This is a genomic window from Glycomyces endophyticus (assembly GCF_039531525.1).
Classification (GTDB): Bacteria; Actinomycetota; Actinomycetes; order Mycobacteriales; family Micromonosporaceae; genus Glycomyces; species Glycomyces endophyticus.
In genome coordinates, this window is record NZ_BAAAQF010000005.1 from 200,954 (window position 1) to 217,065 (window position 16,112).

Annotated in this window: 15 protein-coding genes; 10 read left to right on the plus strand and 5 right to left on the minus strand. The window is 72.9% G+C overall.

The window, feature by feature from the left end:
• Positions 1–21: 21 nt before the first annotated feature.
• The 9 genes from ABD419_RS07600 to ABD419_RS07640 all read left to right on the plus strand — a co-directional run bounded on the left by ABD419_RS07600 (position 22) and on the right by ABD419_RS07640 (position 8,635).
• Positions 22–996, plus strand: coding sequence for a hypothetical protein (locus tag ABD419_RS07600; RefSeq protein ID WP_344484000.1), 975 nt, complete (start codon positions 22–24; stop codon positions 994–996).
• A 39-nt stretch (positions 997–1,035) separates the two neighbouring features.
• Positions 1,036–2,019, plus strand: coding sequence for an NAD-dependent epimerase/dehydratase family protein (locus tag ABD419_RS07605; RefSeq protein ID WP_344484002.1), 984 nt, complete (start codon positions 1,036–1,038; stop codon positions 2,017–2,019).
• Positions 2,019–2,783 (plus strand): WecB/TagA/CpsF family glycosyltransferase, encoded by a 765-nt coding sequence (locus tag ABD419_RS07610; RefSeq protein ID WP_344484005.1) that lies wholly within the window; start codon positions 2,019–2,021, stop codon positions 2,781–2,783. Before ABD419_RS07605 ends, ABD419_RS07610 begins: the two co-directional genes overlap by 1 nt.
• An 87-nt stretch (positions 2,784–2,870) precedes the next feature.
• Positions 2,871–3,638: a methyltransferase domain-containing protein gene (locus ABD419_RS07615; RefSeq protein ID WP_344484008.1), complete on the plus strand. Its 768-nt coding sequence runs from the start codon at positions 2,871–2,873 to the stop codon at positions 3,636–3,638.
• A gap of 84 nt (positions 3,639–3,722) precedes the next feature.
• Positions 3,723–4,865 (plus strand): sensor histidine kinase, encoded by a 1,143-nt coding sequence (locus ABD419_RS07620; protein WP_344484011.1) that lies wholly within the window; start codon positions 3,723–3,725, stop codon positions 4,863–4,865.
• The gene (locus tag ABD419_RS07625) at positions 4,862–5,524 is read left to right on the plus strand and encodes a response regulator (protein WP_344484014.1); all 663 of its coding nucleotides are present in this window, start codon (positions 4,862–4,864) and stop codon (positions 5,522–5,524) included. Before ABD419_RS07620 ends, ABD419_RS07625 begins: the two co-directional genes overlap by 4 nt.
• 78 nt (positions 5,525–5,602) lie before the next feature.
• Complete coding sequence (locus ABD419_RS07630; RefSeq protein WP_344484017.1) at positions 5,603–6,778, plus strand: alkaline phosphatase family protein; 1,176 nt, start codon at positions 5,603–5,605, stop codon at positions 6,776–6,778.
• A gap of 40 nt (positions 6,779–6,818) precedes the next feature.
• Entirely contained in the window at positions 6,819–8,063 is a 1,245-nt protein-coding gene (gene dinB, locus ABD419_RS07635; RefSeq protein WP_344484020.1) for a DNA polymerase IV, read from the plus strand.
• 158 nt (positions 8,064–8,221) lie between these two features.
• A complete protein-coding gene (locus ABD419_RS07640) occupies positions 8,222–8,635 on the plus strand; it encodes a DUF3040 domain-containing protein (RefSeq protein WP_344484023.1) in 414 nt (137 codons plus the stop codon).
• Between the two features lie 148 nt (positions 8,636–8,783).
• Here ABD419_RS07640 and ABD419_RS07645 read toward each other — a convergent pair whose 3' ends face one another.
• Positions 8,784–9,479 (minus strand): DUF4191 family protein, encoded by a 696-nt coding sequence (locus ABD419_RS07645; protein WP_344484026.1) that lies wholly within the window; start codon positions 9,477–9,479, stop codon positions 8,784–8,786.
• A 21-nt stretch (positions 9,480–9,500) separates the two neighbouring features.
• Positions 9,501–10,409: a lipoyl synthase gene (gene lipA, locus ABD419_RS07650; RefSeq protein WP_344484028.1), complete on the minus strand. Its 909-nt coding sequence runs from the start codon at positions 10,407–10,409 to the stop codon at positions 9,501–9,503.
• A 156-nt stretch (positions 10,410–10,565) separates the two neighbouring features.
• Between lipA and ABD419_RS07655 the strand changes: the two genes are divergently transcribed.
• A complete protein-coding gene (locus ABD419_RS07655; RefSeq protein ID WP_344484030.1) occupies positions 10,566–11,405 on the plus strand; it encodes a phosphoribosylaminoimidazolesuccinocarboxamide synthase in 840 nt (279 codons plus the stop codon).
• Between the two features lie 88 nt (positions 11,406–11,493).
• Here ABD419_RS07655 and ABD419_RS07660 read toward each other — a convergent pair whose 3' ends face one another.
• The 3 genes from ABD419_RS07660 to ABD419_RS07670 form a co-directional block, all read right to left on the minus strand.
• On the minus strand, positions 11,494–14,202 hold the full coding sequence (locus ABD419_RS07660; protein WP_344484032.1) for a Dyp-type peroxidase: 2,709 nt from the start codon (positions 14,200–14,202) through the stop codon (positions 11,494–11,496).
• Between the two features lie 70 nt (positions 14,203–14,272).
• Positions 14,273–14,800 carry a hypothetical protein gene (locus ABD419_RS07665; RefSeq protein ID WP_344484034.1) on the minus strand — a complete coding sequence of 176 codons (528 nt, stop codon included), beginning with the start codon at positions 14,798–14,800 and terminating at the stop codon, positions 14,273–14,275.
• A gap of 85 nt (positions 14,801–14,885) precedes the next feature.
• Positions 14,886–16,091 (minus strand): DUF418 domain-containing protein, encoded by a 1,206-nt coding sequence (locus ABD419_RS07670; protein ID WP_344484036.1) that lies wholly within the window; start codon positions 16,089–16,091, stop codon positions 14,886–14,888.
• Between the last annotated feature and the right edge of the window lie 21 nt (positions 16,092–16,112).

Genomic DNA, 16,112 nt, shown 5'->3' on the forward strand with positions numbered 1-16,112 from the left:
CCGAGTAGCATCGCCCTCACCATGAACGAACTGCGCGAGTCGATCCGCTCCCTGGGCGCCGCCGAGCCCGAGGCCGCCGTCGCCGTCCACGCCGTCATCGGCGACGACCCCGCCCTCCTCGGCGCCCACGCCCCCCTGCCGCAGCGCTTCGACGACACCGCCGACTGGCTCCGGACCGGGTTCCTCACCCCCGACGCCCCCCACTTCGAGCGCGCCGCCGGCCGCGCCGCCGCACTCCTCGGCGAGGAGGTCGACGACGCCGCCGACGCCGTCCTCGCCCTCGCCGTCGTCCGCCCCCGCACCCGCTACGACCTCCGCGCCGGCACCCGCCTGAGCGAGGCCGACCTCGACGCGCTCCTGCCGCGCCTCGAAGCCGCCGGCCTCGTCCGCCCCGGCCCCAACCCCCTCGAACCCGACGACCCGTTCTGGACCTTCACCGACCGCCTCGCGCGCTTCCACTACGCCGTCCTGCGCCCGCACCTGCCGCGCTGGCGGCGCGGGTACATCACCGAGCAGCTGTGGAGGCTGAACCGCGCCCGCTTCGACCGGTACGTCGCCCGCCCCGAGTTCCTCGACCTCGCCCGCGCCTGGGTCCTCGACGACACCGGCGCCGCCGCGGCCACCCGCGTCACCGTCCCCGACCCGCGGTTCCGCCAGATGCGGACCCTCGAGGTCGCCGCCTGGGACGACCAGGGCGCCCCCGTCGCCCTCGGGACCGCCCGCTGGCGGTTCCGGATGGTCGAACGCCAGCTCAAGCGCCTGCGCTACGTCAAGCGGCTCCTCGGCGACCCCGACGTCCGCCTGTACTGCGTCGCCTCCCGCTTCGAGCCCGCGATCACCGGCGACGCCGACCCGTCGCTGCGCGCCGTCACCGCCCCGGAACTCCTCGCCCCGATCGCCGCGACCGCGCCCGGCGGCGCCCCCGAAACCGCCCCTGACGGTGACTTAGGCCCCATTTCCCGGCTGGTGGGCGCGGAAGCGCGGCGGGTAGGCTGAAGCGATTCTTCCCCGTACCCGGACAACCGAGGAGTGACGATGGCGGCAAGCGTGGACGCGGTAGTGGCGGGAGCCGGTGGTTTCATCGGCGGGCACCTGGTGGCGAGCCTCCTCGCCGAGGGCAAGACCGTCCGGGCCGTCGACGTGAAGCCCCTCGACGAGTGGTACCAGGTCCACGGCGACACCGAGAGCCTCCAGATGGACCTCGCCGACCTCGCGAACTGCGAGACCGCGATCGGCGGCGGCGCCGGCGAGGTCTACAACCTCGCCTGCAACATGGGCGGCATGGGCTTCATCGAGAACAACAAGGCCCTGTGCATGCTCTCGGTCCTGCCCTCCACCCACATGCTGATGGCCGCCAAGGAGTCCGAGGTCGGCCGCTTCTTCTACTCCTCCTCCGCGTGCGTCTACGCCGGGTACAAGCAGACCGAGGCGAACATCGCCCCGCTCAAGGAGGAGGACGCCTACCCCGCCGACGCCGAGGACGGCTACGGCTGGGAGAAGCTCTTCAGCGAGCGCATGTGCCGCCACTTCCGCGAGGACTTCGGCCTCGAGACCCGCATCGCCCGCTACCACAACATCTACGGGCCAGTCGGCACCTGGGACGGCGGCCGCGAGAAGGCCCCCGCCGCCACCTGCCGCAAGATCGCCGTCGCCGCCCTCACCGGCCAGAAGGAGGTCGAGATCTGGGGCGACGGCGAGCAGACCCGCTCGTTCACCTACATCGACGACTGCGTTCACGGCACCAAGATGTTCACCCGCGGCGACGTCACCGAGCCCCTCAACCTCGGCTCCTCCGAGCTGACCACCATCAACAACCTGTACTACCTGGTCGCCGACATCGCCGGGATCGACATCGAGCTCAAGCACGTCGAAGGCGCCCTCGGCGTCCGCGGCCGCAACTCGGACAACACGCTCATCCAGAAGTACTACGGCTGGGAGCCCTCGATCTCGCTCTGCGAAGGCATGTCGAAGACCTACGAGTGGGTCTACGACCAGGTCAAGGCCACCTACAACCTGTAATGGCCGAACCGCAGCTCCGCCGCGTCGACGTCCTCGGCGTCGGCGTCTCCACCGTCGACCAGGCGATGGCGCTCACCGAGGTCACCCGCTGGGTCGAGACCGGCGAGCGCCACTACGTGTGCGTCACCGGCGTCCACGGCGTCATGGAGTCCCAGCGGGACCCCGAGCTCCTCGCCATCCACAACGCCTCCGGGCTGACCACGCCCGACGGCATGCCGATGGTGTGGGCCGGGCGCCAGGCCGGGGCCGAGTGGATGGACCGCGTGTACGGGCCCGACCTGATGCTCAACGTCCTCGCCCGCGCCGCCGAGCGCGGCTGGTCCTCGTTCCTGTACGGCGGCAAGGACGGCGTGCCCGAGCTCCTCGCGGAGAAGCTCGCCGAGCGCATCCCCGGCGTCACGTTCGCCGGCATGTACTCGCCGCCGTTCCGGCCCCTGACCGAGGACGAGGACGCCGAGATCGTCAAGCGCATCAACGACTCCGGCGCCCAGCTCGTGTGGGTGGGCCTGTCCACCCCCAAGCAGGAGCGCTGGATGGCCGCGCACCGCGACCGCCTCCACGCCCCCGCGCTCTTCGGCGTCGGCGCGGCCTTCGACTTCCACGCCGGGCTCGTCCCGCAGGCCCCGCCGTGGATGCAGCGCAACGGCCTCGAATGGCTCTTCCGGCTCACCAAGGAGCCCAAGCGCCTGTGGCGCCGGTACTTCCGCAACAACCCCGCGTACCTGCGGGAGATCCGGAAGCGCCCGCCGTTCCTGCGCGACTAGGGCCTGCCCCGCGAACGACACCCCCCGGGCCCCGCCCGGGGGGTTTCTCACTTACCCGTCCGCCCGAACAAGGCTAGGCTGTGCCGCATGGTCGACAACATTCCCAGGGAGACCGCCAAGGCTCCCCACCACCCCCGCATCGCCGTCGTGTGGTCCGTCCTGTCGGCCGAGATCGAGCGCTTCGCCGCCGGGACCGGCGCGACCATGCGCATCCTCGACGTCGGCGGCGGCTCCGGCGGCTTCGCCGTCCCCCTCGCCGAGCTCGGCCACGAGGTCACCGTCGTCGAACCCAGCGCGAACGCCCTCGCCTCGCTGCGCCAGCGCGCCGCCGACGCCGGCGTCACCGACCGGGTCCAGGCCGTCCAGGCCGACGCCGACGAGCTCCCCGACGTCACCGAGCCCGGCGCCGCCGACCTCGTCCTGTGCCACTCCGTCCTGGAGATGGTCGACTACCCCGACACCGCGCTCGACGCGCTCGCGAAGGCCTGCGCGCCCGGCGGCGCGGTCTCCGTCCTCGTCGCCAACCGCATCGCGGCCGTCCTCGCCAAGGCCCTGTCGGGCCAGTTCTCCACCGCGCTCGACCTCCTCGTCGACGTCGACGGCGTCAGCGAGGGCCGCGACACCATCAAGCGCCGCTTCGAGACCGCGACCCTCACCGCGCTCATCGGCGGCTCCGGCCTGGTCACCGAGCAGGTCCACGGCGTCGGCGTCGTCGGCGACCTCATCCAGGCCGCCACGCCCGAGACCGCGACCGGCGAGGCCCTGCGCGAGTTCGAGCTCGCCACCGCCTCCCGCGTGCCCTTCCGCGACATGGCGACCAACATCCACCTGCTCGCCCGCAAGCCGATGCGCTGAGGCCGCGACTACGTCGAGGAGCGTAGGCGCGATTACGCCGTCCGGCCCACGCCGCGGCCCCGCCCGGACCGTAGCCTTGAGCCTGTGAGCACTGTGAACGCGACCCGGCGCGGCGTCCCGGCCCCCGTCTTCGACATCGGGCTGGCGCTCCTGCTCGGGCTCCTGACGTCCGGGGGCACCGTCGGCGCGAACGGCGGCGTCAAGCCCGCGCCGGCCGCGTTCGCGCTCATCGGGGCGATGGCCGCGTTCCTCGCGGTCCGGCGCCTCTCGCCCGAGGCCGCGCTCGCGGGCACCATGGCGGCCCTCTCGGTGTACCTGTACCTCGACCTGCCGCAGGGGCCGGTGTTCATGCTCCCGGCCGTCGCGGTGTGCTTCTACGCGTTCGCGCGCACCCTGCGGACCACCGCGTACGTGCTCGCCGGCCTGTTCGTCTACACCGTCGCGTTCCACACGCTCCTCGACGGCGACACGAGCCTCTGGTTCACCGCGGGCGTCGCGCTCGTGTGGCTCGGCGTCCCCGCCGCGGGCGGCCGCATCGTCAAGGAGGCCCGCCGCGCCCGGTCGCGCGAGCGCGAGGCCGAGCGCGAGCGGTACCGCGCCGAGGAGCGCGTGGAGATGGCCCGCGAGATCCACGACGTGGTCGGCCACAGCCTCGCCGTGGTCTCCATGAACGCGGGCGTCGCCCTCCACATGGCCGAGAAGCACGCCGGGACGCCCGACGCGGTCGTGGAGAACCTGGCGGCGATCCGCGAGGCCTCCAACCGGGCCCTCCAGGACCTCCGCGCGACCCTCGCGCCGCTGCGCAAGGGCCAGCAGCCGGAGCTGCGGCCCACCGGCGCGGTCGCCGACGTCGCCGCGCTCGTCGACGGCGTGCGCAAGGGCGGCCTCGCGGTCGACTACACGCTCACCGGCGACCCGGGCGCCGTCCCCGTCAACGTCGCCGCCACCGCCTACCGGGTCGTCCAGGAGTCCCTCACCAACGTCATCCGCCACGCCGAGGCGACGAAGGCCGCCGTCACGATCGCCTGCGACGCGGCCGCGCTGCGCGTCGCCGTCCTCGACGACGGCCGCGGCGGCCCCCTCCACCCGGACCGGATGGGCCAGGGGGTCACCGGCATGATGGAGCGCGTCCAGGCCGGCGGCGGCGCGTTCACGGCCGCGCCCCGGCCCGGCGGCGGCTTCGCCGTCAAGGCCCGCATCCCTTACGACCGCAAGGAACCGCGATGATCGAGCTCGTGATCGCCGACGACCAGAGCCTCATTCGGATGGCCCTGCGCAACCTCTACCGCGACGAGGAGGACATCCACGTCGCCGCCGAGGCCGAGGACGGCCGCGAAGCGTGGGAGGTCATCCGGCGCCTCCGGCCCGACGTCGCGCTCCTCGACATCCGCATGCCCGGCCTCGACGGCCTGGAGGTGCTGCGCCGCATCGGCCGCGAGCCGTCCCTGGCCGGCACCCGCGTCGTCATGATCACCACGTTCGAGATCGACGAGTACATCTTCGAGGCCCTCGCCGGGGGCGCGGCCGGGTTCATCATGAAGGACGCCCCGCCCGAGGACCTCCTGCGCGCCGTCCGCCTCGCCGCCGCCGGGGACTCGCTCCTCAGCCCCGACGTCACGCGCAAGGTCATCGACGCGTACGCCGAGCGCGGCACCGGCGGCGCCCGCCCCCACCCCAACCTCGGCGACCTCACCGAACGCGAGCAGGAGATCCTCCGCTGGGTGGCCACCGGGCTCCCCAACGACGAGATCGGCGAGCGCCTGTTCATCAGCCCTGCCACCGTGCGCACCCACGTCGGCAAGCTCCTCGCCAAGCTCGGCGCCCGCGACCGCGCCGGCCTCGTCGCGATCGCCTACCGCTCCGGCCTCGACATCCCCGAGACGTAGGCGCTACGACCTGCCGGAATCCGGGCCACCTGCCTCTCATGTGGCCGAAACGAGACGAAACCGGCTAGCCTCTAGGCCATGCCTTCGAGCCCGTACCCGGCGGAAACCCGACCCGCCTACGGCACCGGCACCCTCGCCGATGTCATGCCCACCGCCCTTGCGGCCCTAGGCGTCCCCCAGCGCACCGACAGCCCCGCCGTGCTCCTGCGACAGGGCGAGCTCGACGGCGTCCGCCGCGTCGCCGTGCTCCTCCTCGACGGCTTCGGCTACCACCTCCTCGGCCAGGCCGCGCAGGCCAGCGCCACCGTCGGCGCCGTCCACCACGGCGAGATCGGCACCCTCACCGCGATCACCGCCACCGTCCCCTCCTCGACCCCGATCAGCCTCGCGTCCCTCGCCTGCGGCCTCCCGCCCGGCCGCCACGGCATCATCGGGTTCACCGTCCGCGTCCCCGACACCGGCGACCTCGTCACCCACATCCGCTGGGACGGCTCCAGCCCCGACCCCGAGACCTGGCAGCCCGAGCCGACCGCGTTCGAACGCGCGAGCGCCGACGGCGTCGCGTGCACGATCGTCTCCAACGGCACGTTCCGCGACACCGGCCTGACCCGCGCGATCTACCGCGGCGCCGACTGGCTCCCGGCCGTCAGCCCCCGCGAGGTCGCCGAGGGCACCGTGGCCGCGCTCGCCCGCGCCGACCGCAGCCTCGTCTACGCGTACCTGCCCGACGTCGACACCGCCGGGCACTTCCACGGCGTCGGCTCCCCGGACTGGCTCGAAGCGGTCGCCGAGGTCAGCGAGGCGATCGACGGCATCCTCACCGGCCTGCCGCGCGACGCGGCCCTGTTCGTCACCGCCGACCACGGCATGGTCAACGTCACCGACCGCCTCCACGTCGACCAGCGCCCCGACCTCCTCCAAGGGGTCGACGCGGTCGCCGGCGACGGGCGCATGCGGTACCTGTACACCGCGCCCGGCGCGGTCGACGACGTGCGCGAGGCCTGGTCCGACGCGGTGGGGGACCGCGCCGAACTCATCGGCCGCGACGAGGCGGTCGACCGCGGCTGGTTCGGCCCCAAGGTCACCGACGCCGCCCGCGAGCGCATCGGCGACCTGGTCGTCGCCTGCAAGGGCACCTTCGCGATCGTCGGCGTCGAAGGGGAGCCCCCGCACGTCGCCCGCCTCATCGGCCAGCACGGCGGCCTCACCCCCGCCGAGATGGCGGTCCCCCTCTGGACCTACCGGGCGGGCTGAGCCGCCGCGGCCTGTCGGACCCGGCGGCTACGCTTCGCGTGTGCACGGGGAACTCAGTCGCTTCATCGGGCCCGACCTGCCCGACGACGGGCTGTCGATCCTCCACGTCGACATGGACGCGTTCTTCGCGTCCGTCGAGGTCGCCCGCGACCCCTCCCTGCGCGGGAAACCCGTCATCGTCGGCGGCCTGGGCCCCCGCGGCGTCGTCGCCGCCGCGTCCTACGAGGCCCGCACCTACGGCGTCCACTCCGCCCTCCCGATGGCGATCGCCCGCCGCCGCTGCCCCAAGGGCGTGTTCATGACCCCCACGACCTCCTACGGCGAGGTCTCGCGGCAGATCATGGCGATCTTCCGCGAGTACACGCCCCACGTGCAGCCCATCTCCGTCGACGAGGCGTTCCTCGACGTCGCCGGCGCCCGCCGCCTCATCGGCGCGCCCGTCGAGATCGCCCGCTCCATCCGCGCGCGCGTGCGCGCCGAGCACGGCATCACCTGCACCGTCGGCATCGCCTCCACCAAGTTCATGGCCAAGCTGGCCAGCGAGGCCTCCAAGCCCGACGGCCTCGGCGTCGTCGCGCGCGCCACCGAACTGGAGTTCCTCCACCGCCTGCCCGTCCGCGCCGTGTGGGGGATCGGCGAGAAGACCGCCGAGAAGCTCACGCGCCTCGGCATGCGCACCGTCGGCGACCTCGCCCGCCTCGACGTCGACAGCCTCGCCTCCTCGGTCGGCACCGCCAGCGCCGAACACCTGTACGCGCTCGCGCGCAACATCGACCCCCGGCCCGTCAGCCCCGAGCGCGTCGAGAAGTCCATCAGCAACGAGACCACCTTCGGCCACGACGCCCCCGACGCCGCCGTGTGGGGACCGGTCCTCCTCGAGCTGTCCCGGAAGGTCGCCTCCCGCGCCCGCGCCGCCGGCTGGGCCGGGCGCGGCGTCACCGTCAAGATCCGCTTCGGCGACTTCCGCACCATCACCCGCTCCCGCATGCTCGCGGCTCACACCGATGTAGGCCGCGAGATCTACGACGCCGCCCGCGAGATGGCCGACGCGGCCGCCACCGCGCCCGTGCGGCTCATCGGCGTCAAGCTCGACCACCTCGTCGAGTCCGCGTCCGTCGGCCGCCAGGTCGCCCTCGGCGAACCCGAACACGGTTGGCGCGACATCGAAACCGTGATGGACAGGGCCACTGCGAAGTTCGGGAAGGGCGCCGTCGGATCGGCTGGGAGACTCGCCCGGAGAGACTCGCGTGTAGACACCCGCGATCCTGGGCACCCGGCTGCGTGAGCGCCGCCGCTCCGAGTGCCCCCGCCTGGGGATCACGAGGCCAGAACGGACCGATTCAAGGACGAACTGCCTTCCGCCTCGGGCGAAAGCCTCGTAGACTTGGACTACAAGCACCGGGGCCTCGTCGGCCCCGTCGAGACTAGTGCAGGAGGAGTGTCGTGCCGCTCTCCGACCACGAGCAACGTCTGTTCGAGCAAATCGAGCAGTCCTTGTCTGAAGACCCGCAGTTCGCCAACGCGGTGCGCGCCCACGATCCGGCGCATGTGACCCGGCGCAGGTTCATCCTGGCCGGGGTCGTCACGGTCATCGGCATCGCCGCCGTCATCGGCACGGTGATCGCCGGCGGGAGCGCGGCGAAGTGGGGCGCCCCCATCGGCGCGGTCCTCATGTTCGGCGGCCTCATCCTGGGCCTGTGGGCGCAGCGGCGCGGCACGAACGTGAAGCTCAAGGCCGTCGACGGCAAGGGGACCACCCGGACCACCGGCGGCGCCAAGAACGCCAAGCCCGGCGGGTTCACCTCCCGGATGGAGGAGCGCTGGCGCCGCCGCCGCGACAACGGCGACATCTTCTGACCTGCATCCACGCACGCACACGAGCGACGGGCCGCGCCTGGGAGGCGGGCCCGTCTTCGCGTGCCCGGCCCGACCGGGCCCCGGACGCGAAGCGGCCCGGCCGGGGGAGTCCCCCGGCCGGGCCGACGTCTGTCGCAGCGGTGCGGGCCTAGCGGCCGCGGAGCATCGCCCGGCGGGCCGCACGGCCCTGGTTCACGCTCGTCGGGATGGGCCCCTTCGGGATCGCCATGCCCACGCCCAGCGCGTCGAGGCGCTTCGCGATGTGGTTCGCGGCCTTGGAGTCGATGTTCTTCGGCAGCTTCATGAGGCGCTTGCGGACCTCCGTCACCGAGAAGTCGTCGCTCTCGGCCTCGCCCACCAGGAACGTGTACACCGGGGTCGAGCCGACCACGCGCGAGATCCGCTTCTTCTCCTGGCCGAGGAGCTTGCGGGTCTTCGGGCCGCCCTCGCCCAGCAGCACCACACCGGCCTTGCCGACCGCGCGGTGCACCATCTGCGTCTCCGACAGGGCCGCCACGCCGGGCGTCACGACCCAGCCGCGGATGCCGTCGATGAGCGCGTACGCCGCGCCCGGCTTGCCCACGGCCTCCTGGTTCACGACCTTGCTCGTGCGCATGTTGAGCACGATCAGGCCCGCCAGGAGCGCCACGAACACCGCCGACACGTACCAGAACAGCGAGAACCGCGCGAACACCACCAGAGCGGTCACGATGACGAACGGCAGCAGGATCGCGGCGGCCTCCAACGGCAGGAACAGCTTGTCCCGCTGGTTGGTGAACTTGATCGCCATCCCGATCGTCTTCAGGCGCGACCCGAACGTCTCTTTTTCCTGCTGCTTTGCCATGTTCCCAAGTCTACCGGCGCGTTACGCGAGGGCTTCGCTGCGGGCTTCGATCGCCTGTCGGTACAGCCGCCCCGCCCGGTACGACGAGCGCACCAGGGGACCGCTCATGACGCCCGCGAAACCGATCTCCTCGGCCTCGGCCGACAGCTCCACGAACTCCTCGGGCTTCACCCACCGGTCCACCGGGTGGTGGCGCTTCGTCGGGCGCAGGTACTGCGTGATCGTGATGAGCTCGCAGCCGGCCGCGTGCAGGTCCTTCAAGGCCTGCGAGATCTCCTCGCGGGTCTCGCCCATGCCCAGGATCAGGTTCGACTTCGTCACCAGGCCGTCCTCGCGGGCCTTCGTGATCACCTCGAGCGACCGCTCGTAGCGGAACGCCGGGCGGATGCGCTTGAAGATCCGCGGCACCGTCTCCACGTTGTGCGCGAGCACCTCCGGACGCGAGGAGAACACCTCGGCCAGCTGGTCGGGCTCGGCGTTGAAGTCGGGGATCAGCAGCTCCACGCCGCACCCCGGGATCGCCTCGTGGATCTGGCGCACCGTCTCGGCGTAGAGCCACGCCCCGCCGTCGTCCAGGTCGTCGCGCGCGACGCCGGTGACGGTGGCGTACTTCAGGCCCATCGTCTTCACCGACTCGGCCACCTTCAGCGGCTCCATCCGGTCGAGCGGACCGGGCTTGCCCGTGTCGATCTGGCAGAAGTCGCAGCGCCGCGTGCACTGGGAGCCGCCGATGAGGAACGTCGCCTCGCGGTCCTCCCAGCACTCGTAGATGTTGGGGCACCCGGCCTCCTGGCACACCGTGTGCAGGCCCTCGCTCTTGACGAGGCCCCGCAGCTCGGTGTACTCGGGTCCGGTCTTGGCCTTGACCTTGATCCAGGAGGGTTTCTTCTCGATCGGGGTCTGGGCGTTGCGCACTTCGAGGCGCAGCATCCGGCGTCCTTCAGGCTGTACGGAAGTCACCGCCCCAGCCTACGCCGCGCCACCGCCCCCCGGCAGGTGTCGCTCGGCACAGCCGCGCGCCGGACGAGACGTAGGATGACGACCCCGCTGATGTAATCGACGCAGCACGAGCAACCGGGAGCAGCAGTGGAACTCATTCACCAGGGCAAGGTCCGCGACGTCTACGCCGACGGCGGCGACCTCGTCCTCGTCGCGTCCAACCGCGTCAGCGTCTACGACGTCATCCTCCCCACCGAGATCCCCGGCAAGGGCGCCCTCCTCACCGCCCTCAGCCTCTGGTGGTTCGAACGCCTCGCCGACATCGTCCCCAACCACGTCGTCTCCGCCGACGACGTCCCCGCCGAGTTCGCCGGCCGCGCCGTCCGCGTCAAGCGCCTCGACATGGTCAAGGTCGAAGCCGTCGTCCGCGGCTACCTCACCGGCTCCGTCCTCGCCGACTACCGCGAGACCGGCACCGTCAACGGCGTCGCCCTGCCCCCCGGCCTCCAGGACGGCTCCAAGCTCCCCGAACCCGTCTACACCCCCACCACCAAAGCCGACGTCGGCGACCACGACGCCCCCGAGACCTACGCCCAGACCGCCGACCGCCTCGGCCCCGACCTCGCCGCCCGCGTCCGCGACCTCACCCTCGACGTCTACCGCCGCGGCGCCGAGATCGCCCTCGACAAGGGCATCATCATCGCCGACACCAAACTCGAGTTCGGCCTCGACGAGGACGGCGTCCTCACCCTCGCCGACGAGGTCCTCACCTCCGACTCCTCCCGCTTCTGGGACGCCGCCGGCTGGAAGCCCGGCCAGACCCAGCCGTCCTTCGACAAGCAGTTCGTCCGCGACTGGGCCCGGTCCACCGGCTGGCGCCCCGACGACGCCGAGGCCCCCGAGATCCCCGCCGACATCGTCGAGGCCACCCGCGCCCGCTACATCGAGGCCTACGAGCTCCTCACCGGCCGGCGCTGGCAGCAGTAGCGGGCGCGGGCGGCGCACCGCGCCCGCCCGCCGAACCCCGCTGACGCGGTGAACGTGGCGGGCGCCCCCCGGCGCCCGCCCCGCCGCGTCACGGCCGGAACAGGGCCTCGGCGACGAAGCCGCCCTCGGCCGCCCCCGGCGGCACCGCGAACACGCCCGAGCCCTCCGCGGTGATGAACTCCATGAGCCGGTCCGAGGCCGCCATCCGCTCCTGCGAGTCCACGAACACCTGCGGGTCGGCTTGGAACGACACGAACAGCAGCCCCGCGTCGTACGGGTGCTCGGCGTGCATGTGCCCGTCCAGGTGCCCGTCGGCCGCCGCGTCCGAGGACACGTCGCCCTGGGTCAGGAACCCGTAGTCGTAGTTGAAGCCGCGCCGCACCATCGCCGCGTCGTGGACGACCGCGATGTGCGAGTCGGCCGGCACCGCGGGCAGGCCCGAGGCGTCCAGCGCCGTGAAGTCCGGGTGGTCGAACTCGCCGCCGCCGCTCAGCGGCACCCCCGAGTCCCGCTCCCGCCCGAACGTCAGGTCCTGGTCCTGGGCGCTGAGCATCGACCAGTCCGGCAGCCGCATCCGGATCTTGCGGAACACCAGGTACGTGCCGCCCTCGAACCACGACGGCTCCGCGTCGACCGCCCACACGCGGGCGTCGAACTCCTCGCTCCCGGCCTTCGGGTTCGCGCTGCCGTCCTTGAACCCCATGAGGTTCCGCGGGGTCCCGCCGCCCGCGGGCGCCGACGAGAAGCCGTGCTGCACCCACAGGAGCGCGCCCCGGCCCGCGGCCCGCTTCCGCAGCTCCAGGAACGCGTTCGACACGACCTGCCGGTCGTCGCCGCAGACCTGCACCAGCAGGTCCCCGCCCGACCAGGCCGGGTTCAGCCGGTCCCCGTCGAACTCCGGCAGCTCGGTCAGCTTCGACGGCTGCGCGGCCTCCAGACCCGCCTTCGCGAACGCCGCCGGGCCGATCCCGAACGTCACCGTCAGCCGCGCCGGGTCCAGGCCCGCCGCGACCGCCTCGGCGTCGAACTGGTCGTCGCCGTCGATCGCGGCCTTCGGCGGCGCCTCGCCCGCCGCGAGCGCTGCCGCCGTGTCCGACCAGTCCCGCAGCAGCGCCCGCAGGTTCGCCGCGACCGCGGCGGTGTCGAGCGCGGCCCCGGTCGCGAGGTCCGCGGCCGCCAGGTCGAACGCCGCGAACAGCGCGTGCCCCTGGACCGGCGTCTCGATCCCGCCCTGCCGGTCGCCGTAGAACGGCTCCGTGCCGGCGCCCTCGTCCTCGGCCGCCGCGCCGTCATCGCGCGCCCCCGAGGCGATCGCCATGCCGACGCCCGCGCCGACCGCGGCCGTGATCGTCGCCGACGCCAGCGCCGTCCGCCGCGACACCGTCGCCCCGCCGGACCCGCGCTCCGCCGGCGGCCTGCGGAACCGCCGCCACAGTCCCACCGCCACGTCGACGACCACGAACGCCGCCAGCGAGATCCCCAGCAGCGGGAAGCACCAGCCCACGGCGGCCGCGGCCGCCACGATCCCCGCGACCCACGGCCACGGCAGCCGCCGCAGCCCGCCGCGCGGGTACGCGCGGCCCACGACCGCGCCCTTGGGGCGGCGCTGCCACCACATCCGGTAGCCCCACGCGATCACCAGGACCAGCAGCACCATCGCGGCCGCCAGGACCAGCTGGTTCGCCAGGCCGAACAGCAGGCCCATGTGCGCGGCGATGAGCACGCTCGTCGCCTGCGCCATGACCGGCCAGTCCGCGAACCGCAGCTCGTCGGCGACCTGCGGCGCGCCCGAGGCGGTGTCGACGACCATCTGGTCCTGCTCCAGCGGCGCGGACCGCCGCTGCTCGCTCACCAGGTACTGCGTGGCCGACCCGGTCGGCAGCGTGATCTGCATCGGGTCGGCCATGTCCGCGTCGAGGGCGGCCGCGTACACGCTGTCGAGGAGCGTGATCGAGTACGCCGAGGTCGCCATGCCGGTCATCGCGTCGTGCCCGGCGTGGTCGCCGGCGGACGCGCCCGAGTCCACCTCGATCGCGGGGGTCGTCCAGCTCAGCGCCGCCCGCAGCTCGGCGACGTGCTCGCCCGCGTACCGCGACCACGTGACGCCCGTGACGGACAGGAACAGCAGCACGAGCACCAGCCACACCCCGACCGGGCCGTGCCACGCGAGGGTGCGGGACCGGCCGGAGCCGGCGGGCCTGGGCCACCAGAAGCCGCGGCTTCCCCCTCCTTGCAGTCTGCGAGCCGTGCGCGTGCGCTGCCGGCGCGCGATCCACAGGACCAGGCCGCCGAGGGCCACCACCCACAGCCAGCTCGCGGCGAGCTCGGAGTAGAGCCGGCCCGGCTCGCCGAGGTGCAGGTTCCGGTGGAGCGTCGAGATCCACTCGCGGACCGGGCCGGCCTGCGAGGACCCGTACGTCGTGGAGTCGCCGAGCAGCTCGCCGGTGTACGGGTCCACGTAGACGACGGCGACCGCGCCGGACTCGCGGACGACGCCGTCGTCGACGAGGACCGCGGTCGAGGCGTCCGGTTCGGCGGCGGGCCGGACGGCCGTCACCGACCAGTCCGGGTGCGCCTCGGTGACGGCGCCGACCTGGTTCGCGAGCGTCAGCGGCTCGCCGCCGGGATCGACGGTCCGCAGGTCGGCGTAGAGGGCGTCTTCGATCGGGTAGGAGAGGGCGTAGGCCAGTCCGGTCAGGGCCGAGACCAGCAGGAACGGTGCGATGAGGATGCCGGCGTAGAAATGCAGCCGGAGGAGCGGCTGCCGCAGGGCAGCCGGAAACCTGGGAGTTGACATGCGTCGCTTTCTGAGCAGCCCGGAACTCCGGGCAGGGGGTGGCGCCGCGTGGCGCCGGGGGACGTCGGGATCAGAAAGCGAGCCGCGGCGGACCGCGGCGCGAGATGGACGCCGGGGCGGCCGGGGCCGGGCGCGGCTCGCGCGTCCGGGCGGTGAACCGGTGCGGCCGCACCGCGGCCGGGGCGTGCAGGCCCGCGATGCGCACGAGGCGCGCGAACCACAGCGTCAGGAGGTCGAGCAGGGCCGCGAACGCGGTCTCGCCGCGCGCCAGCCACGACGCCTGCGCGAGGGCCGCGGCGAGGTGCACGAGCCACATGCTCAGGCCCGCCCCGTGCGCGTGCGCGGTCTCGACCGCGCCCGCCTGGAACAGCTCGTGCAGGCCCCACTGGGCCGCGAGGCACAGCGGCGCGAGGACGAGGAAGCCGCGCTCGCGGTTCCCGACCGCGTACGCGGCGGCGAAGACCAGCCCGAAGGCCGCGGCCGCCTGGAGCGGCCCGGGCGCGTGCCCGCCGCTCCACAGGTGCAGCAGGAGCGACGCCGACCCCGAGACCGCTGCGAACACGGCGGCCCGCAGCAGTCGGAAGGGAATCCAGCTCACTCGCACGGCCGTATTCTGCCACGGGCCCGCGCACGCGAACGCCCCCGCGTCGGCCATCCGACACGGGGGCGTCTCGTACAGCGTCCTAGGACCGCTTGCGGCCGTAGGTGAGGCGCCGCAGCAATACCTCGAACGGGCCGCGCTTCCCGGCCTTGTCCAGCAGCACCGCGATCACCACGGTGACCGCCCAGGTCCCGAAGGCCACGCCGAACGCCGCCAGGTACCCCATGTCCTCGCCGAGGCCGAGACCCCAGGCGGTGAGCAGCGGCGCCATGATGAACGACTGCAGCAGGTAGCTCGTCAGCGAGCGCTCGCCCACCGCGGCGAGGGCCCCGGGGATGCCGCGGCGGCCGTAGCCGCGCAGCTTGTGCGCCAGGAGCGCGAACCCGCAGATGTAGCCGAGTCCGGCGTACATGCCGCCGAGGAGGGTCGTGTAGACGGCGGCGACCCACAGCGTCTGGGACGGCTCCCAGGCGCCGAGGGCGATGAGCGCGACGCCCAGCGAGCTGGCGACGTTCACGATCATGCCGGTGACGAAGACGAGCTTCAGCCGCGGCAGGTGGTCCTCGGGGTGGTTGAGCCAGCCCGAGCGCTGCAGCATCATGCCCGCGATGATGAGCGGGAAGAACGATCCGGTGACGACGAGCGCGAGCACGGCGACGGGCGAGGCGATCGCGCCCATGAGCATCTGGCCGAGGTAGGGCGGGAGGCTGTCGTCGCCGGGCGGCGCGGCGGCGCCGGTGTAGAAGAACGCCATGATCGGGGTGCCGACGACCGCGACGTACGCGATCGAGCCCCAGAGCCACTTCTTGAGCGACTTGTCGGAGAGGTGCACGAAGAACAGGGCGATGAGGCCCATGGCGCCGTACGGGGCGAGGATGTCGCCGAAGAACAGGAAGGTCGCGTGCAGGAACCCGAACGCGAGGAGCCACCACGAGCGGCGGCGCAGGATCTTGCGGACGCCTTTGGCCTCCATGCCGCGGGCGAACATGCGCGAGGCCATGACGGCGATGCCGAAGCCGTAGAGGATCGCGAACATCGGGCGTGAGCGGTCCGCGATGAGCAGCTGTTCGACGAAGTAGGCGATGTGGTCGGCGGCCGACTGGCCCGTGTTGTGGTTGTACTTGTCGAGGCCCATGCCCCACAAGTGGATCGGGACGTTCGCGAGGGCGATGAACAGCAGCATGCCGCCGCGTGCGATGTCGGGTGCGAGCGAGCGCTCGGCCTTGGTGATCGGTGCGGGCGGGCCCGCCTTCGGCGGGTCGGCGGTCGCGTAGGGGGTCGCGGTCACGTCGGGCTCCTTCGGGATCGG

Coding starts and splice junctions, on each gene's coding strand:
- ABD419_RS07625 (WP_344484014.1), top strand. CDS start 4,862: ATGATCGAGCTCGTGATCGCCGACGACCAGAGCCTCATTCGGATGGCC.
- ABD419_RS07660 (WP_344484032.1), bottom strand. CDS start 14,202: ATGTCAACTCCCAGGTTTCCGGCTGCCCTGCGGCAGCCGCTCCTCCGG.
- ABD419_RS07630 (WP_344484017.1), top strand. CDS start 5,603: ATGCCTTCGAGCCCGTACCCGGCGGAAACCCGACCCGCCTACGGCACC.
- ABD419_RS07645 (WP_344484026.1), bottom strand. CDS start 9,479: ATGGCAAAGCAGCAGGAAAAAGAGACGTTCGGGTCGCGCCTGAAGACG.
- ABD419_RS07600 (WP_344484000.1), top strand. CDS start 22: ATGAACGAACTGCGCGAGTCGATCCGCTCCCTGGGCGCCGCCGAGCCC.
- lipA (WP_344484028.1), bottom strand. CDS start 10,409: ATGCTGCGCCTCGAAGTGCGCAACGCCCAGACCCCGATCGAGAAGAAA.
- ABD419_RS07605 (WP_344484002.1), top strand. CDS start 1,036: ATGGCGGCAAGCGTGGACGCGGTAGTGGCGGGAGCCGGTGGTTTCATC.
- ABD419_RS07615 (WP_344484008.1), top strand. CDS start 2,871: ATGGTCGACAACATTCCCAGGGAGACCGCCAAGGCTCCCCACCACCCC.
- ABD419_RS07610 (WP_344484005.1), top strand. CDS start 2,019: ATGGCCGAACCGCAGCTCCGCCGCGTCGACGTCCTCGGCGTCGGCGTC.